This is a genomic window from Neobacillus sp. DY30, assembly GCF_030123065.1.
Classification (GTDB): Bacteria; Bacillota; Bacilli; order Bacillales; family Cytobacillaceae; genus Neobacillus.
Window position 1 is genome coordinate 202230 of record NZ_CP126093.1, and the last position, 19992, is coordinate 222221.

Consider the following 19992-nt stretch of genomic DNA (forward strand, 5'->3'; position numbering starts at 1 on the left):
CAGAGAATAGATAAAGAGGAGGGATAGTTTTGAAAAAGTGGCTTACAGGATTATTAGTTCTCGTTCTACTACTATCTACTGTTTCTGCAGCGTTGGCGAAGAACGATAAAGAGAAGAAGAATAAAAAATTCCGTTTAGGTGTAGAGGTTTTGCTGCAGGATGAAATTGAGTTGATTAAAGATAAACGTGTGGGGTTGATCACCAATCCAACAGGAGTCGATCAGAACGTTACGAGTATCGTAGATTTATTCTTCAATCATCCCGATGTGAACCTTACTGCTCTTTACGGTCCTGAGCATGGTGTACGAGGAAGTGCACAAGCAGGTGCGTATGTCGAACAATATACAGATGAAAAAACAGGACTTCCTGTTTACAGCTTATATGGTAAGACGAAAAAGCCGACACCTGAGATGCTGAGCAATGTCGATGTATTATTATTTGATATTCAAGATGTTGGGGCGAGGTTCTATACGTACATTTATACAATGGCTCTAGCCATGGAAGCAGCAAAAGAGAACAACATTCCGATTATCGTACTTGACCGTCCAAATCCGATCAGCGGGACAAAAGTTGAAGGACCTGTCCTCGAGGATAAATACTCTTCGTTCATCGGTGAATACCCAATTCCTGTCCGTCACGGTATGACTGTTGGGGAATTAGCTCAGCTTTTTAATAGTGAATTTGGTATTGGTGCAGATTTAACGGTAGTAGAAATGGAAGGCTGGAAGCGGAACATGTATTTCGATGAAACACCATCAGAATGGGTCCTTCCGTCACCAAACATGCCAACTTTAGAAACTGCAATTGTCTATCCAGGGGCTGCCCTTATTGAAGGAACAAATGTATCAGAGGGAAGAGGAACAACAAAGCCATTTGAATTAATTGGCGCACCGTTTATCAATGGCGACAACTTGGCATCAAAGTTAAACTCATACAAATTACCTGGTGTCACCTTCCGGGCCGCATCGTTTATACCAACTTTCTCGAAACATGCGAATGTCTTAAGCCATGGGATCCAAATTCACGTTACAGACCGGAATTCTTATAAGCCGTTTGAAACAGGTTTGTATATCGTAAAAACGATTCACGATATGTATCCAAACGATTTCCAATTTAGAGCACCAAATGCAGCAGGAATCTCCTTCTTTGATAACCTTGTCGGCAATGGCTCTATTCGCGCCGATATTGAAGCGGGCAAGACTGTTGAGGAAATGAAATCGGCATGGCAGTCTAGCTTAGATGAATTTAACGAGAATCGTGAAAAATATTTATTATATTAATTAGTTTGAGGAGGCCTTCTTTTTAGGAGGTCTCTTTTACAGTAGATTTATCAATGAATTGATTAAAGTAGAAAAACTGACTGGAAAAGTCGAAGTTTGTATTTTCAGGGAAATAATAAACTATTTTTGTTGAATTATGATACTATACGGAAACCGGACGGTCATGCAGTAAATTAACAAAACCTGTGTAAGGGTTGATCGGGAATAAAAAAAGGGCTTTAGAAGGCCCTTTATTCAATCAGTTAAATATCAAATTCTTTTCGAAGTCTAATTATATAGGAACTCTCTACCCCTAGTAATTCTGCTAAAATCTTTTCATTCGCCTTTGGGTTCTTTTTCAGCAATTTTTTAAGCATTTTCTTTTGTGCTTTACGCTCTGTATTCAACATCTTATTTTCTTCTTTAGCGTTCGTCTCCGCTTTCAGTACCGAATTTTCTACATTAGCTTCCGGCTCAGCTTTTAGCACCGAATTTTCTTCTGTAGTGTCCTTCTCTGCTTTCAGCTCCGAACCATCCTCAGCTTGTAATTCATGTTGTTGGCTAGTTAATAGTGATAATTCCCCGTTTAACAAATCAAGTTTTTCTTTGTACTCTCCAATTAAAGTATTTTGAATTTCATTGGTTGCATTCAACTCGTCTACTTGTTTATGAAGTTCGACAACTTCCTGTTTGCTTTTTTCTAGACTCACAGCAAATGACGTAATGATCTGTTCCTTAGTGCCAATTAATTCTCTTAGATTTTGCAGCTGCATTTCTTGATCAGCTACTAGGCTGCTTAATCCCCCAATCAATGATTGATTTTTTTCATTGGTAGCTTTTATTTCATCTACTTGATTTTGAAGTTCTGCTATTTCTTTATTGCGGTTTTCAAGGCTTGCGGTAATTGAAGTAATATCTTCTTTTTTAGCTGACAATTCATCTTTTAAATGAATTTCTCGTTTTAACATGTCAGCCGCTAACTCATTGATACGATTCGTAAGTGCCTCAAGTTCAGAAACGATTTGATAATTATCACCATTGGCTCCGGTTAAATCATGAATTTGATTATCTACATTGAATTTACTATCTGCCATTCCTTTCTCTCCCCTTTTTCTATTTAAGTCTAAAATAATAATCATAGGATCCAGCAAATCAATCACTACTTATATTAAAATATGATAGTAAGAGAAAAATTGAATGGACAAGTATCTAAAATTAATGATAATTAATAAAAATATTTTGTTTCAAAACTATTTTAAGTTACAAAGGTAGATGCAAATGATAGGGAGGATGTTTATAACAAAGACGCTGTAAGGTTATTTTCCTCCTATCTTCCGATTGAATAATATTCAATTGGATATTGGCTGACCTCTTCCAAGGAATAACAATTTCGTCCATCAAAGAGAACCGGTGAAGACATTAGTTCTTTGTATTTTGATAAAGGAACTTTTTTGATTTCCTCCCATTCAGTAAAGATAAATGCCATTTCAGCATTCACCAGTGCACCCTCGATTGAAGAAGAATAGTAAATATCGTCCCCAAAAAGTTTCCTAACATTTTCGATTGCTACAGGGTCATATGCCGTCATTTGAACCCCTTCATCAAGCAGAATATTCATAACACGTACAGCGGGAGAATCCCTAATGTCATCTGTATTCGGTTTAAACGATAGACCTAGTATTGCTGCCTTTTTATTATGGAGACTGCCAAAACGCTGCTTTGCTTTTTTAATTAACACAACCTGCTGGTGTTGATTCACTACATTAGCTGCTTTTATGATGTTCATGTCTACATTATGCATAGTAGCAGTTTGGATGAGTGCGCTCACATCTTTAGGAAAGCAAGATCCTCCGTAGCCAATTCCTGCTCTTAAAAATTTTGAGCCAATACGTGAATCAAGACCCATTCCATAGGCAACGTCCTCAATATTGGCACCAACTCTTTCACATATTTGGGCAATTTCATTAATAAAACTTATCTTCGTCGCTAAAAAAGCATTGGAACTGTACTTAATTAGTTCAGCGCTTTGCAGGTCTGTTTTAAAAATTGGAATGTCAAATGGTTGATTTATTTTCTCCACTACTTCAGCAGCATATTTACTATCAGAGCCAATAATAATTCGTTCCGCAAAAAGTGTATCATGGATAGCAGTGCCCTCTCTTAAAAATTCCGGATTGGATACTATCTCTATTGAAGCTCGTCCACTAGAAACAGCCTGGATTCGTTCTTTAATAATCCGATTCGTTCCGATAGGGACCGTGCTCTTCATGACAATAATGACTTTATTTGTGATGTGTTCCGCGATTTGATCTGATGCTGTATATATATAGTTGAGATCTATTTGTCCATCTGTACCCATCGGGGTGCCGACTGTTATATAGATGATTTCACTATTTAATAAAGCATCTCGAATGCTGTATGTAAATGATAACCTGCCATTTTCAGTATTCTTTTTAACCATTTCGTTGAGCCCAGGTTCAAAGAAAGGTAGGCACCCTCGTTTTAATAATTGTATCTTATCCCGATCTACATCATAACAAGTGACCATATGGCCAATTTCCGCTAAACATGTTCCGGTAATCAGCCCAACGTGACCAGTTCCAACAAGGGTAATCTTCATATATCTTCCTCCACTATAATATCCGATTTTAAAGTTTTATTAATTATACACAATTTTAAAAAAGATTATCTAACCCCTTATTGACAATGAGAATCATTCTCTCTATAATTGTAATTGTTAATGAAATTCATTATCAATTAGGTACATATAATTATTAATTATATTTTGATAGAAGAGGGGATTTATATGAAAAAGAGAGAATTAAAAGCTATTTTTGCAAGCTTTCTAATGGCTTCAACCGTATTAGCAGCTTGTGGATCACAAGAAACGGCAGAAAAGCCAAAAGAGGAAAAACAAGAACAGACTGCCTCAGAAGATAAGGCGGAAGAAAAGGAACAAGAAGTTGACTTTTCTGCGGTTTACAAAGAAGCACTAACAGAATTAGATAAGGCGAAAGAACAAAAAGAAGTTGATTTCGCGATGGTAACCGATCTTTATACAAAAAATCTTCAAAGTCTCGTACAAAAACGAGATGCTGAGTTTGAAGCACAGCACGACCAGCATATTACGGCTGCGCTGAAAGCTGGCCAAGACGGTTCTATGGATCCTATTGTTGTAAGACAAATCTTTGATAAGTTAATGCAAAAAGTTTTCTATACAACGGTAAAACATGAATTTACTGAAGTTGTTGAGAACTGGGGCAATAAGGATTCTGTAAAAGAAGAAATTGAAGAAGCAAAGGGATATTACGCAATTTTGAAATCAACTGTTGAAAAGCGCGATGCAGCTTATGGCACAAATATGGTTTCAGTCATTGATGGCGGTTTCGCTGAAATAGAAAAAGCAGTTGAGGCAGATGATCAGCTTGGATTCCAATTAGGAAAACAAGTAGTAGATAAAACGATGATGAAAACCTTCTATTTTGCGACAGGAGCAATTCCGAATGGCTATGCAACAAAAGCTGCTGCTGAAGCAAAGGAAAATCCGGAAGTGGCGAAAATTGAACAAGCTGAAGGCTGGGCATTTTACCAATCAATTAGCAGCTACCTAAATTCACACTCCCCTGAAGAAGCTGCTTTCATTGAAAGCCAATTTAATTTAGAAACAGATGTAGCGTCTCTAGATCCTGCTGCAGTTAATAAAGCTTTTGTACGTGGTTTCTCTAAAGTTGCGCTGGATGAATATGCAGAAAGCTTAGAAGCATGGGGAGAAGATAAGTCCTCAATTACTGCTTTAGAAGGTGCGCTGTTTATTGATGTCATTGGTGAAGATATCAAAGGAATCATTGGTGATGAGGCCTACAAAACATTAACGGAACAAGCTGGAAAATACCTCGAGGCAGCTAAAGCAAAGGATAAGGCAGCTGGTGAGCCTGTTTTAGCAGAAATTCAAGCTACTTTACAAAATGTAATGGCACAAGCGAAATAAGTAATTTACTTATAAGTGGGAGAAACCTTGTCATCATACAAGGTTTTTCCTTTTGAATAAAACGTCTATAATTGGAATGAAGAGTCCAATTAAATAGATAGAGGTGTTAGGTTGAAGATTATCATCACGGGTGGAGCAGGTTTTATCGGTAGTCATTTAACAAGAAAACTTTTAGAAGAAAATCATGAGGTATATGTAATTGATTGTCTGCATCCATATTATTCCTTAGAGAGAAAAAAAAAGCAATTACAAACTATTGGCTTTTTAAGAAGTGATCAATTTACTTCATTAGATCTTTTAAACAGGGAAGAAACGATTTCTTTCTTTCAGTCGATTTCACCTGACGCTGTAATCCATCTTGCAGCCTTACCAGGTGTTGCATACTCAATTGAAAAACCATTAGAGTACGTTGATTATGATATTAAAGCAACCATCAATGTGCTGGAAGCATGTGGACGAAGTAATGCCGGGCAATTGATTTTTGCATCTTCCTCATCAGTATATGGTAACCAAGAGGGACCTTTGAAGGAGGAAATGGCCACAGGTGAGGTGATTTCACCGTATGCTGCATCTAAATATTCTGCAGAGTCCTTCTGCCATGTATACCGGCAATTATATGGATTTGATACGAAGATATTAAGATTTTTTACCGTATATGGCCCCTGGGTACGACCAGACATGGCAATAGGCATCTTTTTAAAAAAACTGCTTAAGAAACAATCCATTACCCTCTTTGGGGAAGATAGAGTTCGGGACTTTACCTATATCGATGATATTATTGACGGTATTTATTTAGCTTTAACAAAATTAAACTTTAGCGAAGTCATCAATCTTGGTTCTGGGAATCCGATATCGATGTTATCTTTATTAAATGAATTAAAGTGGTATTTTCCCGAGATAGACATGAGGAAAGAGCATTCTCGTGCTGGGGATGTTGTACAAACTTGGGCTGATATTAGCAAAGCAGAAAAACTTTTAGGATATAGACCGAAGGTTAGCTTCCGGATGGGACTATCCGAGACCGTAAAGTGGGCGAATGAACATGAGGCTTTCCTTTAAAACAATAAAGTTTATCTGTTCCGTGATCATAATAGGAGTCTTTTTTTATTTGACAGTTCAGTACTTTAATGGTGAATGGATTATGGAGGGAATTAAGGCGATGATTCAATCCCCCTTCACCTTAACTGCCATATTCTTAATATATTTCCTTTCTTTTTGTTTAAAATCTATAGCTTGGAAGGTCTATTTAAATGGCAGGCCAAGATTTTCAACATGTTTATTGGGAGTTATATATAGTTTATTTATAAATCATGTATTGCCGGTAAAAGCGGGTGATTTGGTTAGAATGAAGGTCCTGAGCACTAGGGATAACATAGGCGGTGAGGAATCGGCCCATTCTGTCATTATACTCAGGCTGCTCGACATATTCTGCTTAATCGGCTTAACAATGATAGGTCTTTTCGTACTTGGAGTTGATTTTAAGATTCCTACAACGCTAATTACGATTGGATTCATTATAATAGGTCTTTTTCTGGTAATCGTCGTGCGGTTTTTTCCAGCATTTTTTAAACGGCAGGTGGAATTATTAAAAAAAGGTTTAAGAGGAAAAAATGGAATGATTATCCTTATTGCTGTCAGCACCAGTTGGGTATTGGAAGCTGCGGTTCTATATGGAACGGTTACTATATACCATCGAGATCTGTCGGTTCTTGAAGCCGTTTTTGCAAACAGTGTAACTGTTTCAGGGCAAATTTTTCAAATAACACCAGGTGGAATCGCCAACTATGAAAGCTTTCTTGTTTTTGCTTTACGTTTGTTCGGAATTACGATTCAAGAAGGCTATACGATTGCCATTGTTACTCATGCAGTAAAATTCTTTTTTTCCTATGTTGCAGGTATCATGGCTATAATCATATATCCCATTCCATTTAACACCATGTTAAGTTGGATCAGAGTGAAAGGAGTGAGGGGAAGATGAAAAGTGCATCAAAATTTGAGAAGGTTGCGGCAAGATGCTGGAATTTATTAAATGAGGGGAAACCCTTTACGCCTATTTTTGTCATAGGTACCATGCTGTTATTTCATGTCGGTGCTTTGACCGAATGGTATTCTGCAGCAGCTTTATTTCAATCATTTTTATACGTAATCCCATTATTAGTAATTTATTATCTTTTTGATTTTCCGCTATTTTTACGAAATTATCTCTGGGTTCCTTTTGTTGTCTTTTTAATCATTTGGAATGATACAAATCTTGGACTCTTATTTTTTTCAATTGGGTTATATTTCTTTTTCACTGTATTTTTTTGGGGAACGCTTTATTATCATTTAAGGATTGGAACATCCTGGTTAAACTTTACCCGCTTCTGGAAGCTTGTAATGAAAAATAGTGATTCAACAAGTGGAAATGCCCAAGAACAACTTCCTAAGTTTTTACTCGTATTGTCTCTTTGGGAATCTATCTTTACAAAAATTGCATTTGGTACATCGGTAGAGTTCCTATCCATTGTTATTTTCTACATATTTATATTTGTCTTTGCATTAATTCTTCATCGTAATCTATTTGATTGGAAGCCAAATATGTATAGTGGATATACAAGAGAACATTTTGCGGAGCCAGACAAAAGTATTTCCGATAAAGTGATTGTTATAGTCATAGACGGAATGCGCAAGGAACGTTTTTATGAGGCAAACACTCCGTTTCTTGATTATTTGAAGGATAACGGCACAGAATACTTGAACATGGAAACCGTCTATCCTGCCAGAACGGTCGTTTGTTTTTCATCGATGTTTACAGGGACATATCCGATGGAACATGGAATCCATTCCAATATGGTTTGGAAATTAGGAATTAAGGTCGAGAGTGTCTTCGATTCCTTAAGAAAGGTTGGCAAAAAAGGGAGGCTTTTTGGATGCGCCCATCTGGTTGATTCGATGGGGAGTGACGTTGAAACCTTTACAGCAGTTATGCATAATGACAAGGTTGACTCTGCTATAATGGAACGAGCCAAGAAAATCATGAAGGAACAAGATCCGGATTTGCTTATTGTGCAAATGATTGCAACGGACCAGACCGGTCACAGCCGAGGTGTGCTTTATGATGAATACTTGCAAAAAATCCATGAAGCTGACGGCCTTATTAAAGACTTTGTCGAGTGGATGACAGAAGAGGGGAAAATGCACAATACGACGCTTTTCATTTGTGCTGATCATGGGCAGGCAGATGGCATTGGTGGTCATGGTCATTTAGATGAGGGTGAAAGATTTGTTCCTTTTTTTGTACATGGACCAAAAATTGCAAAAGGAAAGAAAGTGGAAGGAAAGCACAGTCTTGTCTCATTAGCCCCAACATTGGCCTACTTGCTGGGTGCTCCTTTTCCTAGTCACAGCAGAGGAAAGGTTTTATTAGATTCCATTGAACAGAAGGATGAGAAAGCTAATGGATAAACTTAAAGTGATTGTCTTTTTACCTGCCTTTAATGAAGAGGAGTCCATCGGAAATGTTATTTTTAATATACCAAGGGACTTTCATGACAATGTGGAAGTGAAGATTTTGGTTATTAATGACGGGTCCAGTGATCGGACAGTCGAAGTATCGAAAGGGGCAGGAGCAGACTATATTGTAAGCTTCCCGCAAAATCAGGGACTTGGTGCGGCAGTTCGAGCTGGGTTGCATGAATGCTTTAAAAGAGGGGCAGACATTGGGGTAATGATTGATGCCGATGGAGAATATCCGGCTGATCATATTCCTAATCTGTTACAGCCCATTTTCAAAGGTGAGGCTGATTATACAATGGGTTCCCGCTTTTTAGGCACCATAAAGGGAATGAAGCTCCATCGTCGTTTGGGAAACTATTGTTTTACCTTCTTGCAGACCGTGTTATTGAAGAAATGGATATATGATGGACAATCTGGGATGAGGGCATTTACCAGATCAGCACTTCAGCACGCTGAAATAATTCATGATTACAATTACGCGCAAGTTCTAACGTTAAACCTCGTTCGAAAAGGGTTTCGTGTAAAGGAAGTACCAATACCCTACAATGTGCGTTCAACTGGAACATCTTTTATTACGTTTAAAGGATATCTATCGAGGGTTCTTCCAGCTATTTGGAAGGAGTGGAGCCGTAAGGTTGAGAAAGTTAATATTCCAAGTGATAATTTTAAATTGGAAAAGTCAGATTTGGGTGAAAGATTAACAAAAATAAGCTGATTAATGTAAAAATTACATTGACACAAAGAATGATAATCATTATCATTTGCGACAGGAGGAATAGTTGATGAAAAACCGATTGTATCTAGCTTTTATAGCTATTTTTCTTTTTACCCATGTGTTTTCCACAACTGCGAATGCTTATACATATGGTGATCCCAATAAAGAGGATTTAGCTGAAGCGTATAAAGAAATGTTAATCGAATTAGATAAAAATCCTCCAGATTTCATTACAGCAAGAAAACACTACGAAAATGTAAAAGAAGAAGTAGACATGCATATGGGACCGGATCCATCAAAGATTATTCTGCAAAATTTAGAGGATAAAGATAAAGAACAGACGATTGAAAATTTAGATGAACTTCTAGTATTAAATATTGCAAGACGTTTGGAAAATATCGATAAGAATTTCTCCGAGTTTGATACGAGTAAACGATTGTTGGCGAAAGCTTTGGCTACCTATGAAGCTCTGTCTCCTAAAATAGTAGCAAAGGACTCAGACCTTGATAAAGAAATCAAAGCAGAATTTGATAAAGCTTTAGAATCTTTAGGAAACCCTGGACTTTTCGGTGTTGGCCAAAAAGAACCCGACCAGGATACCTTTAAAACAAGTAAGGAAAAAATCTTATCAACGCTTCAAACGGAATTCGATATAAAAAGTTTAGAAGTTGGCCATTTTTCTGAAAGTGCCACAGAAACAGACAAAGTAACGAATAATGCTTGGACAGATCCATCCAATATTCGAAATTGGATACCAATCATTATTATTGTTTCTGTAATTGCAGCTGTGGTTTTCGTGGCGAAAAGAAAAAGAAAATCCAATAAATAAGTTTGTTTCAATAGGGGAGAGGTGAATTTTATGGAAATACAAGCGTTATTAGTAACATTTCGCGAGGTTCTTGAAGCATTGCTGATTGTAGGTATTATCACGACATACTTAAAAAGAACGGATAACAAGAAATACACAAAATTTGTATGGCTGGGTGCCGGACTTGCAGTATTGGCTAGTCTGGGGGTTGCCATGCTATTTCAGCTTGTTTTCACGGGTTTTGCGGCCATGGCCAACGAAATGTATTTAAAAATAGCTATTATGATTATATCAGCTCTCCTTTTGACGCAAATGGTATTTTGGATGGCTGGACATAGCAGAGAATTAAAAGGAACGACGGAAGACAAGATGAATAAGTTTATTTCAACTGGAAACGTCGTTGGAATGGTTATTCACTCTTTCTTAGTTGTCCTAAGAGAAGGAATTGAAACGGTCTTTTTCTTTGCTGCGATTACAGGCGGGAATATTGGTGCCGCAATGCAGGGATGGGGAGCCATAACTGGCGTTATCATTGCAATTGCTGTTTCTTATCTGTTCTTTAGGGGAACGATGAAAGTATCGCTTAAAACGTTTTTTAGGGTTACAGGGGTGTTTATCATTTTAATCGCTGCCGGTCTGCTGGTTCAGGCGATCTCTATATTACAGGATTTAGAGATAATTGGAAGTATTATCCCGCATCTATACGATTTAACTTGGTTCCTGCCGGAGCATCCGATTGATTATCAACATTATTTACGGGACCATGGAAACGCACCACTATTGTCTGGGGATATTGGAATCTTTTTGAAAGCATTGTTTGGTTACTCATCGATGCCGTCCATAGAAGAAGTCATTGCCTATCTAGGCTATTTTGCTGGTATTTATTTGTTAACTTCTCACCGATCATCTGACGAAGTAAAACAAAATAGTAAAAAAGAGACTAAAGTGTTAGAGACAATAGCAGGCAATCAAAAAAGATAAAGGTGATTAAGAAAGTACAAGGGATTTCCTTGTACTTTTTTCTTCCTATAATATTGTTAGATGGTGATTATATGAAGTTATATAGAAATGTTGATTGGTATCACAATTTACTTGTCATAACGAGTATAGCAGGCATATTCATTTTATTTATCTATCAATTAATGCATATTAATGGCTATGCTTCAACTTGGGATCAGGTTGATTATGCACTTGCGCTTGATCGATTCGATATTATGGCAATGCAGCCGCATTTCCCAGGTTACCCTTACTTTATTCTTGGCGGCTTATTTATTCATCAATTTGAAGAGAATCAAGCAGCTTCATTAACTGTTTTTAATATCCTTTTTTATTTTAGTACAATCTTCCCCATCTATAAGCTCGCCCGAGGGTATGTTTCAAAGCCATATAGTATATTCATTGCAGCCATGATTTACTCATCCTCCTATGTGCTTGTGACTGTTAATCAGCCTATGTCTGAAGGTGCGGGCTTAGCGGCGTTATGGTGGTTTTTCTGGAGTATTGAAAGAGCTTTACAAAAAAAAGGATGGAGTGGTGATTGGCTTCCACTTGTAATCTTTAGTATATTACTGGGAATTCGGCTCTCTTACTTACCTTTCGGTGTTGCGCTTATTTATTTGTTCTGGAAAAAGTGGAGTGAAAAGGAGTATACGCTGAAACAGATCTCTTTACAAATAGTTTTTGCCTTGATGCTGCAGCTTATATGGGTTGGGGGGCTGGTATTTTCTGAAGGCAATATTCAAGGGTTTGTAAAGCTTGCCCTTGCATTCACAAGCGGCCATTTTAATGATTGGGGAAACACTGCAGTCACAAGTGAAAAGTCTGTTTGGACCCGGGTAGTGACCTTGTTATTCAACAATGTGTTTTGGCATGGACTCTCTTCGCTATCGATTATTATTGCTGGCATACTGATCGTTATATGGCTTCTAGGTTTACCCCGCTTTAGGTGGAGTATAAAAACACTTTCGCTGGCTTATTTGGTGGCTTCAAGTTACTTTATCTGGGCATTGTTTGCACAAAATATCGAAAAACCCCGGCATATTGTTCCTGTTGTCTTGTTTATATTGTTTATACTGTTTATTACAATCGCAAAAAGGCTTACCAATCCCTTGATAGGTGCTATCTGCATATTCTTTCTATTGTCGAATTTCATTCAATCCATTCAAATGATAAACGAGCAAGCTTCAGAGCAACCTGCAAGCTATCAATTGGCTGAATACACAAAAACAATGGATAAAAACTCGATGCTGTATACATGGGAAGAAACAAGGGTTTTGCAATATCTCGACACTCCTGTTCCCCATAAAAGGATTTTGACATATGAGGTTTTCTTACACGAAATGAGTTATTATAAAAACAAAAAAATATATTTAACGAGTAAAGTTATTGAAGGTTTTTCCAATCAAGGTATCGATCTTTCTGGAAAAATCAAAAAGGTAAAAACCTTTCAATCCAATCCTATTTATGACCCTGTTTATCATGAGATTACTTTGTATCAATGGATTCAATGATCCAACCCATGGGATTTTATTCAGTTTGTCGGGCACTAATTGGCCAAAAGCTGCAGGTGAAAGCACGTTTTTAATTATATTTGAAAAAAGAGGACCCCATACGATAAAAATTGGCAATTGAAAACGCTTTGGAGTTTGTATTTCTTCTGCCCAAGGGATGAAGAATAGTCATAAGAGGTGAAAAACGAGTGACTGTCATTACAACCTTTAAAGAAAAGCGTCGCGATAAACAAATAAAATACGAACGGTCCGTTTTAAAGGACTTGTCTGTTAAAATGTTAAAAGAACGGGTGCAGCAATATTTTGGCTCATCTAGAATTGCGTCAACGTTTATCATGAATACAGGTATTGAAGAGGCTTGTTATGATGTAGCATTAGAGGCCTACTTATTAGGAGCTAAATTTAGTAAATTTGGGTATTATGGTGAAAATATAGATGATGTACGAAAACGTTGTTATAGAGAAGAGAAGCATTTAATTGATACACTCTATAACTTCCTCCTTTATTGGGGAAATGGCGAAGAAGGAACTATGAGCGAAACTCTTTATTATTCCTGCGAGGGATATATCGATACTTGGTGGAAAGAAGGCTATGAAAAAGCGCAAAGACGCCGAAAACTGCGATTACACTAAAGGATCGTTTGATGAAAACACCAGGATTAGGATTAATCCTGGTGTTTCGAATTTCTTCCTGTTCTAAACAGGTTCCTTGTCCCATATAGTTAAATGAACAGGGACGAGCGGGAAGGAATGATTTGGGTGTCAAAGAAAAGATTAAAGGTCATTGGGTTTTCTGTTGGTTTAATTCTTTTATTTCTGATTTTACAATATGATTTTGTTAAAGAAAATACGTGGGGCGATTCTTGGAATCTTCCGCTATCAGGCAAAATCATCCTAATTGACCCTGGCCATGGCGGTCCAGATGGGGGAGCAGGAAATTCCAAGGTGCTAGAAAAAGACATTGCTTTGAATATTTCATTAAAAGTCAGAGACTATTTACAAGAACAGGGAGCCTTAGTGGTCATGACCCGTGAAACAGATAAAGATTTAGCGGATGAAGGAACAAAAGGATACAGTAGAAGAAAAGTGGAAGATTTAAAAAAGCGTTTAAAAATGATCAACAACTCAGATAATGATTTTTTTGTCAGCATTCATTTAAACGCCATTCCATCCTCAAGATGGAGTGGAGCGCAAACATTTTATGCGCCTCATTTCAAAGAAAATGCCAAAGCTGCAAAGTTCATACAAGATGAGCTGATTGTAAATTTAGAAAATACGACCAGAAAAGCGAAGCCCATTAATTCTGTTTATATTTTAAAAAATGCTAAAAAACCTGGGGTATTAGTAGAAGTAGGCTTCCTTTCAAATCCGAATGAAAGAGAGCAATTAAAAAAGGATGCCTACCAAGAGAAAGTAGCAGCCTCGATTTATCAAGGTGTCCTTCGTTATTTTACGAATGAAAAGGAATTAAAGATAGAAGATGAATAAAGGTGTTCAATCACCTTCTTTTTTTTGGAATAATAATGGATGTGATTCATTTAACTGTTTCTAGAAAATAATATGGTATACTGAAAACTGGAAACGAATTCATAAGGCGAGGTGTTTGTTTACATGTTAACAGAAGTAAAAATCCGTGAAATACTAGGCAGCTTAAAAGAACCATTTTTACATAAAACGCTAGACGAATTAAATGCGATTGAAGAAATAAAAATTAAAGAAGAGAAAAACCATGTCAGCGTAAAATTGCAGATTGCTAAAACTGGCACTGCTGAACAATTACAGCTGCAAACACAAGTAGTCAACTTGCTAAAAGAAGCTGGAGCCCAGACAGTTGGAATCCGTTTTAGTGAGCTGCCAGAATCAGTATTAGCGGAACACCGTTCTGCTGCGGCGGAAACGGAAGACAAGGGTTTACTTTCTTCTAATAAAACAACATTTATTGCCATTGCAAGTGGTAAAGGCGGGGTAGGCAAATCCACTGTTTCCGTTAACCTTGCCGTGGCACTTGCGCGACTAGGTAAAAAAGTCGGGTTAATTGACGCAGATATTTATGGATTTAGTGTCCCGGATATGATGGGAATTACAAAAAGACCAGTTGTAAGAGGAGAAAAAATACTTCCAGTTGAGCGTTTTGGTGTGAAAGTGATTTCAATGGGCTTCTTTGTAGAGGATAATTCGCCAATCATCTGGCGCGGTCCGATGTTGGGGAAAATGTTAAATAGCTTTTTTAATGAAGTCGAATGGGGAGAAATTGAGTATTTACTTTTAGATCTTCCTCCTGGTACAGGTGATGTGGCATTAGACGTTCATACTATGCTTCCAGCATGTAAAGAAGTAATCGTAACTACCCCACATCCAACTGCAGCATTTGTTGCGGCACGTGCTGGTGCAATGGCATTGCGAACGGACCATGAAATTTTGGGTGTCATTGAAAATATGTCATACTTTGAAAGTAAGCTGACAGGTGAAAAAGAATATGTATTCGGTAAAGGCGGCGGTGATAAATTAGCCGAAGACTTGAACACAGAAGTACTTGGCCGTTTACCTCTAAATCAACCTGACTGGAATGACGATGATTTTGCACCCTCCATCTATCAAGAAGACCATAAATTAGGAAAAATTTATTTAGAAATTGCCGAAAAAATGACCAGCCGTTTGAATAAATAAAAGAATGCCTCTTCCAAAGCGGAAGAGGCATTTTATTTACCAGCTATTTATTTTTTCTCTTCGGCTTTCTGTGTTTCTTCAGCGGCCTTTAACAGTAATTCCTGCATTTTTACCTTAAAAAGTGGGCTTTCAAGTGTTTCAGAGATAACGGTTTGGAGATGTTCTCGATATTCTTTACTTTTTAACGCATCTGCCATTTCCTTTTGAATTTCAGGTTCTTTAAAAACTTCTATCATCATGGCTCTATACTCAGGATCCTTCATTAAATCCTTTAGGAGTTTTTCATTCTCGGTTCTCATGTTTTTTGCTACGCCTTGTGCAAATTTGGGATCGCTGAATGTCTTTTTCCATATTTCAATCCCGGCCTCAGTGGTTAGGGTTTGTTGTATGGTATCAGACACCACTTTTTGGTCCATTACTAACGTTTCTTTCATCTTTTCATCAGACATAACCTCTTGAAGTGCTTTCTTACCATCATCTGTTTTAAGTATATCAACAACCATTTTCTTTGTTGCTTCATAATCTATTTGTTCTCCACCGCTAGCCTCAGGAGAAGCACAACTAGACAGAAGCATAGTGAGTAGTAAGGGGAGCACAAGCTTATTACCTTTCATATAAAAGCTCCTTTCACATAATAGTCCTTAATTTTTAGGATGAAGAAAAGCGCTCTAGATTATGCGTGCGGAAAATGGAAAAGATGGATTTTTTACAAGTGGATTGGTACAATCAGTATGATATTTATTTTTTGTTATTGGAGGATAATTGTGTGACGAGTCGTATTTGGGTTAAGCTGTTTATGACTACGCTATTAATTGGCGGAATTACATCAGCAATTGTAGGTTTTGTTATCAATTGGAATGAATATGTGCACTTTTTTACCGATTTTCGAATCATCAATATATTATCCGCCCTATTTTGGTTTATTTTATGGGGCTTACTTTATAGTGTTGTTAGTCAAATGGGCTTTTTTGCCTATCTTACTGTTCACCGTTTTGGCTTAGGTATTTTTAAGTCGGTTTCTCTTTGGAATGGAGTTCAAGTCGTTTTAATTCTTTTTGTATTATTTGACCTTGTGTATTTACGTTACGAAACCTTTGCGAAATCAGGTGAGAGCCTTTTACCTTATATAGGGCTGGCCGCCTTGTTATTAATTCCTGCATTGGCGACTGCATGGTATAAAGCAAAACTAACAAATGGAGAAGCATTTATACCAGCCCTCTTTTTTATGATTGTTGTTACCGTAATTGAATGGTTTCCAGTGTTACGTGTAAATGAACCAAGCTGGATTTATTTAATGTTGTTTTCCTTACTAACTTGCAACGCATATCAGATACTAATACTTCATAAATTAAACATGCAATCACAGCAACACCGACAAAGTAAGCAAATCTCTAATAATAAAATTACAAAATCTCCTAAAAAAATAAACAAAAAAACCGTCCAGTAATTATAGTGGACGGTTTTTTTTTATATTATTTGATTTCTTTTGATTCTACGACCCCATTAGCAATTAGTTGTGAGACCGTTACGAGTTTTAGGCCTTTACGCTGCAATTCCTGGATAATTCCAGGTAAAGCATTTGCTGTTTGTTTAGCAGAGTCAGATGCATGAAGAAGTATAATGTCTCCTTTATCAGCCTTTTTGAGATTTTCTTGAATTTGCAATACTCCAGGATTGGTCCAATCCTTTGAATCTACACTCCAATGTACCATGGTGTACCCATATCGTTCTGCTATTTTTAATGAGCGTTGATCAAAATGCCCAGTTGGAGCCCGGAGAAGCTTAATATCTTTTATATTTAACTTTCTAAAGGCCTCCTTTGCATTTGAAATATCTTTTCCAATCTTCACATCTTCTATCTCTGAATAGTCTTCATATGCATAACCAAGAATCCCAATTTCATACCCTTCCTTGACAATCCGGCTGACAATATCCGGGTGTCGCTCAGCCCATGAACCCGCTAAAAAGAAGGTTGCTGCTTTGACATTTTCCTTTATTAGTACGTCCAGGATGGGCTCTGCTTTTTCATCGCCCCAGCCGATATTAAAGGTAAGTGCTATATCCTTTTCCCCGCGATAGACAGCTTTAGGACCATCCTTTGTTGAAAAAACTGGAGATAGAGAAAGATTTCCCATAAATAAAAACAATGCGGTAAAAAAAGCTGCGATTACTACCAAAAGAATTTGTTTTACAGATCTGCCATTTAACACAAAAAAGAATTTCATATATACCACCTCGTCCATTGCTATCCTTGTCTCATACCTATGCGTATTTTTAAATTAATATGATTAGGAAAAAAATAATTATAAATTTTACTAATTTGGAAAAGACTACTATAACTACATAATTCATAAAGGGTGATTGCATGTTTGGGCTTCTCATAAATGAAAAAGAAGTAAAAGAAATGGAATATTTGATAAAGCGTGAGATGGATGAAATATTATTTGATTTAAAAGATGATCGTATTGACCATATAGTAAAGCGCGCAATGGAAGAGCGATATAAGATTTTGTTTACCCTATTTAAAAGAGTAGCCTCGCCAAATGAATGTATGAAGTACATGAGAAGAGATAATAAAAGCAGAAAGAAAGGGTAAATATCTTACTTAAAAAAATAGAGAATAAATTTTAATATAGTGTGTTGACTTTTGAATCATATGTTGGTATATTAATAAACGTCGCCGCTGACGTAAATAAATAACTTAAAAAAAGTTATTGACTTAATAAGTTAGCTGTGATAAATTAATAAAGTCGCTTTTGGGTGATATGTGATTTTGCTCTTTGAAAACTAAACAAACAAGAACGTCAACAAACAATTTTTTAGCTTTTTATAAAAGCTAAGCCAACGTAACATTTTTGAGCTAATCAACTTTCTTGGAGAGTTTGATCCTGGCTCAGGACGAACGCTGGCGGCGTGCCTAATACATGCAAGTCGAGCGAATCTTGAGGTGCTTGCACCTCTTGGTTAGCGGCGGACGGGTGAGTAACACGTGGGCAACCTGCCTGTAAGACTGGGATAACTTCGGGAAACCGGAGCTAATACCGGATAATCCTTTTCCTCTCATGAGGAAAAGCTGAAAGTCGGTTTACGCTGACACTTACAGATGGGCCCGCGGCGCATTAGCTAGTTGGTGAGGTAACGGCTCACCAAGGCGACGATGCGTAGCCGACCTGAGAGGGTGATCGGCCACACTGGGACTGAGACACGGCCCAGACTCCTACGGGAGGCAGCAGTAGGGAATCTTCCGCAATGGACGAAAGTCTGACGGAGCAACGCCGCGTGAGCGATGAAGGCCTTCGGGTCGTAAAGCTCTGTTGTTAGGGAAGAACAAGTACCGGAGTAACTGCCGGTACCTTGACGGTACCTAACCAGAAAGCCACGGCTAACTACGTGCCAGCAGCCGCGGTAATACGTAGGTGGCAAGCGTTGTCCGGAATTATTGGGCGTAAAGCGCGCGCAGGCGGTCCTTTAAGTCTGATGTGAAAGCCCACGGCTCAACCGTGGAGGGTCATTGGAAACTGGGGGACTTGAGTACAGAAGAGGAAAGCGGAATTCCACGTGTAGCGGTGAAATGCGTAGAGATGTGGAGGAACACCAGTGGCGAAGGCGGCTTTCTGGTCTGTAACTGACGCTGAGGCGCGAAAGCGTGGGGAGCAAACAGGATTAGATACCCTGGTAGTCCACGCCGTAAACGATGAGTGCTAAGTGTTAGAGGGTTTCCGCCCTTTAGTGCTGCAGCTAACGCATTAAGCACTCCGCCTGGGGAGTACGGCCGCAAGGCTGAAACTCAAAGGAATTGACGGGGGCCCGCACAAGCGGTGGAGCATGTGGTTTAATTCGAAGCAACGCGAAGAACCTTACCAGGTCTTGACATCCTCTGACACTCCTAGAGATAGGACTTTCCCCTTCGGGGGACAGAGTGACAGGTGGTGCATGGTTGTCGTCAGCTCGTGTCGTGAGATGTTGGGTTAAGTCCCGCAACGAGCGCAACCCTTGATCTTAGTTGCCAGCATTCAGTTGGGCACTCTAAGGTGACTGCCGGTGACAAACCGGAGGAAGGTGGGGATGACGTCAAATCATCATGCCCCTTATGACCTGGGCTACACACGTGCTACAATGGATGGTACAAAGGGCTGCAAGACCGCGAGGTTTAGCCAATCCCATAAAACCATTCTCAGTTCGGATTGCAGGCTGCAACTCGCCTGCATGAAGCCGGAATCGCTAGTAATCGCGGATCAGCATGCCGCGGTGAATACGTTCCCGGGCCTTGTACACACCGCCCGTCACACCACGAGAGTTTGTAACACCCGAAGTCGGTGGGGTAACCGTAAGGAGCCAGCCGCCTAAGGTGGGACAGATGATTGGGGTGAAGTCGTAACAAGGTAGCCGTATCGGAAGGTGCGGCTGGATCACCTCCTTTCTAAGGATAATGCAGTCCTTGTGGACTGATAAGAAGTTGACCGTTACTTGTTTGTTTAGTTTTGAGGGAGCAATTCTCTCAAAGCTTATTTTTTTGCTCCTGCGCCGCAGTAGTTCGAGGAAGTTATCCCT

At 38.4% G+C, this 19992-nt stretch carries 18 protein-coding genes and 1 rRNA gene; 15 read left to right on the top strand and 4 right to left on the bottom strand.

Features of this window, described 5'->3' with window-relative positions; all coding sequences use genetic code 11:
- Nucleotides 1-29: 29 nt before the first annotated feature.
- Nucleotides 30-1280, top strand: a complete 1251-nt coding sequence (locus QNH29_RS01050) for an exo-beta-N-acetylmuramidase NamZ family protein (RefSeq protein ID WP_283863061.1) — start codon at nucleotides 30-32, stop codon at nucleotides 1278-1280.
- Nucleotides 1281-1522: 242 nt separating this feature from the next.
- Here the strand turns inward: QNH29_RS01050 and QNH29_RS01055 are convergent, their stop codons facing one another.
- The gene (locus QNH29_RS01055) at nucleotides 1523-2353 is read right to left on the bottom strand and encodes a coiled-coil domain-containing protein (RefSeq protein WP_283863062.1); all 831 of its coding nucleotides are present in this window, start codon (nucleotides 2351-2353) and stop codon (nucleotides 1523-1525) included.
- Between the two features lie 233 nt (nucleotides 2354-2586).
- Complete coding sequence (locus QNH29_RS01060) at nucleotides 2587-3879, bottom strand: UDP-glucose dehydrogenase family protein (protein ID WP_283863063.1); 1293 nt, start codon at nucleotides 3877-3879, stop codon at nucleotides 2587-2589.
- 186 nt (nucleotides 3880-4065) lie between these two features.
- Between QNH29_RS01060 and QNH29_RS01065 the strand changes: the two genes are divergently transcribed.
- The 11 genes from QNH29_RS01065 (at nucleotide 4066) to QNH29_RS01115 (ending at nucleotide 15441) form a co-directional block, all read left to right on the top strand.
- Nucleotides 4066-5247 (top strand): hypothetical protein, encoded by a 1182-nt coding sequence (locus QNH29_RS01065; RefSeq protein ID WP_283863064.1) that lies wholly within the window; start codon nucleotides 4066-4068, stop codon nucleotides 5245-5247.
- A gap of 111 nt (nucleotides 5248-5358) precedes the next feature.
- Nucleotides 5359-6306 (top strand): NAD-dependent epimerase/dehydratase family protein, encoded by a 948-nt coding sequence (locus QNH29_RS01070; protein WP_283863065.1) that lies wholly within the window; start codon nucleotides 5359-5361, stop codon nucleotides 6304-6306.
- Nucleotides 6290-7225, top strand: a complete 936-nt coding sequence (locus QNH29_RS01075; protein WP_283865508.1) for a lysylphosphatidylglycerol synthase transmembrane domain-containing protein — start codon at nucleotides 6290-6292, stop codon at nucleotides 7223-7225. Before QNH29_RS01070 ends, QNH29_RS01075 begins: the two co-directional genes overlap by 17 nt.
- Nucleotides 7222-8691, top strand: coding sequence for an alkaline phosphatase family protein (locus QNH29_RS01080; RefSeq protein WP_283863066.1), 1470 nt, complete (start codon nucleotides 7222-7224; stop codon nucleotides 8689-8691). The genes QNH29_RS01075 and QNH29_RS01080 overlap by 4 nt, the downstream gene beginning before the upstream one ends.
- Nucleotides 8684-9457, top strand: coding sequence for a glycosyltransferase family 2 protein (locus tag QNH29_RS01085; RefSeq protein WP_283865509.1), 774 nt, complete (start codon nucleotides 8684-8686; stop codon nucleotides 9455-9457). The genes QNH29_RS01080 and QNH29_RS01085 overlap by 8 nt, the downstream gene beginning before the upstream one ends.
- A gap of 67 nt (nucleotides 9458-9524) precedes the next feature.
- A complete protein-coding gene (locus tag QNH29_RS01090; protein WP_283863067.1) occupies nucleotides 9525-10286 on the top strand; it encodes a hypothetical protein in 762 nt (253 codons plus the stop codon).
- A gap of 30 nt (nucleotides 10287-10316) precedes the next feature.
- Nucleotides 10317-11246 (top strand): FTR1 family iron permease, encoded by a 930-nt coding sequence (locus tag QNH29_RS01095; protein ID WP_283863068.1) that lies wholly within the window; start codon nucleotides 10317-10319, stop codon nucleotides 11244-11246.
- A 71-nt stretch (nucleotides 11247-11317) separates the two neighbouring features.
- The gene (locus QNH29_RS01100; RefSeq protein ID WP_283863069.1) at nucleotides 11318-12775 is read left to right on the top strand and encodes a glycosyltransferase family 39 protein; all 1458 of its coding nucleotides are present in this window, start codon (nucleotides 11318-11320) and stop codon (nucleotides 12773-12775) included.
- A 188-nt stretch (nucleotides 12776-12963) separates the two neighbouring features.
- A complete protein-coding gene (locus QNH29_RS01105) occupies nucleotides 12964-13407 on the top strand; it encodes a YbaK family protein (protein ID WP_034676180.1) in 444 nt (147 codons plus the stop codon).
- A gap of 126 nt (nucleotides 13408-13533) precedes the next feature.
- Complete coding sequence (gene cwlD / locus QNH29_RS01110; RefSeq protein WP_283863070.1) at nucleotides 13534-14262, top strand: N-acetylmuramoyl-L-alanine amidase CwlD; 729 nt, start codon at nucleotides 13534-13536, stop codon at nucleotides 14260-14262.
- A 123-nt stretch (nucleotides 14263-14385) separates the two neighbouring features.
- A complete protein-coding gene (locus QNH29_RS01115; RefSeq protein ID WP_283863071.1) occupies nucleotides 14386-15441 on the top strand; it encodes an Mrp/NBP35 family ATP-binding protein in 1056 nt (351 codons plus the stop codon).
- A 47-nt stretch (nucleotides 15442-15488) separates the two neighbouring features.
- Here the strand turns inward: QNH29_RS01115 and gerD are convergent, their stop codons facing one another.
- Nucleotides 15489-16055, bottom strand: coding sequence for a spore germination lipoprotein GerD (gene gerD / locus QNH29_RS01120; RefSeq protein WP_283863072.1), 567 nt, complete (start codon nucleotides 16053-16055; stop codon nucleotides 15489-15491).
- Nucleotides 16056-16207: 152 nt separating this feature from the next.
- Between gerD and QNH29_RS01125 the strand changes: the two genes are divergently transcribed.
- Nucleotides 16208-16888: a KinB-signaling pathway activation protein gene (locus QNH29_RS01125; protein WP_283863073.1), complete on the top strand. Its 681-nt coding sequence runs from the start codon at nucleotides 16208-16210 to the stop codon at nucleotides 16886-16888.
- A gap of 25 nt (nucleotides 16889-16913) precedes the next feature.
- On the opposite strand, the gene pdaB is transcribed toward QNH29_RS01125, so the two are convergent.
- Nucleotides 16914-17666 carry a polysaccharide deacetylase family sporulation protein PdaB gene (pdaB, locus tag QNH29_RS01130; RefSeq protein ID WP_283863074.1) on the bottom strand — a complete coding sequence of 251 codons (753 nt, stop codon included), beginning with the start codon at nucleotides 17664-17666 and terminating at the stop codon, nucleotides 16914-16916.
- A 140-nt stretch (nucleotides 17667-17806) separates the two neighbouring features.
- On the opposite strand from pdaB, the gene QNH29_RS01135 reads away from it, so the two are divergent.
- Together QNH29_RS01135 and QNH29_RS01140 are read left to right on the top strand one after the other, a co-directional pair.
- Nucleotides 17807-18037, top strand: coding sequence for a hypothetical protein (locus QNH29_RS01135; protein WP_283863075.1), 231 nt, complete (start codon nucleotides 17807-17809; stop codon nucleotides 18035-18037).
- 274 nt (nucleotides 18038-18311) lie between these two features.
- Nucleotides 18312-19861, top strand: a 16S ribosomal RNA gene (locus QNH29_RS01140).
- The last annotated feature ends 131 nt before the right edge of the window (nucleotides 19862-19992 follow it).

Bases quoted from the DNA above. Each gene is read 5' to 3' on its own strand.
- QNH29_RS01135 (WP_283863075.1), top strand. From the start codon at position 17,807: ATGTTTGGGCTTCTCATAAATGAAAAAGAAGTAAAAGAAATGGAATAT.
- pdaB (WP_283863074.1), bottom strand. From the start codon at position 17,666: ATGAAATTCTTTTTTGTGTTAAATGGCAGATCTGTAAAACAAATTCTT.
- QNH29_RS01100 (WP_283863069.1), top strand. From the start codon at position 11,318: ATGAAGTTATATAGAAATGTTGATTGGTATCACAATTTACTTGTCATA.
- QNH29_RS01060 (WP_283863063.1), bottom strand. From the start codon at position 3,879: ATGAAGATTACCCTTGTTGGAACTGGTCACGTTGGGCTGATTACCGGA.
- QNH29_RS01080 (WP_283863066.1), top strand. From the start codon at position 7,222: ATGAAAAGTGCATCAAAATTTGAGAAGGTTGCGGCAAGATGCTGGAAT.
- QNH29_RS01090 (WP_283863067.1), top strand. From the start codon at position 9,525: ATGAAAAACCGATTGTATCTAGCTTTTATAGCTATTTTTCTTTTTACC.
- QNH29_RS01085 (WP_283865509.1), top strand. From the start codon at position 8,684: ATGGATAAACTTAAAGTGATTGTCTTTTTACCTGCCTTTAATGAAGAG.
- QNH29_RS01065 (WP_283863064.1), top strand. From the start codon at position 4,066: ATGAAAAAGAGAGAATTAAAAGCTATTTTTGCAAGCTTTCTAATGGCT.
- QNH29_RS01095 (WP_283863068.1), top strand. From the start codon at position 10,317: ATGGAAATACAAGCGTTATTAGTAACATTTCGCGAGGTTCTTGAAGCA.
- QNH29_RS01075 (WP_283865508.1), top strand. From the start codon at position 6,290: ATGAGGCTTTCCTTTAAAACAATAAAGTTTATCTGTTCCGTGATCATA.
- QNH29_RS01115 (WP_283863071.1), top strand. From the start codon at position 14,386: ATGTTAACAGAAGTAAAAATCCGTGAAATACTAGGCAGCTTAAAAGAA.
- gerD (WP_283863072.1), bottom strand. From the start codon at position 16,055: ATGAAAGGTAATAAGCTTGTGCTCCCCTTACTACTCACTATGCTTCTG.
- QNH29_RS01055 (WP_283863062.1), bottom strand. From the start codon at position 2,353: ATGGCAGATAGTAAATTCAATGTAGATAATCAAATTCATGATTTAACC.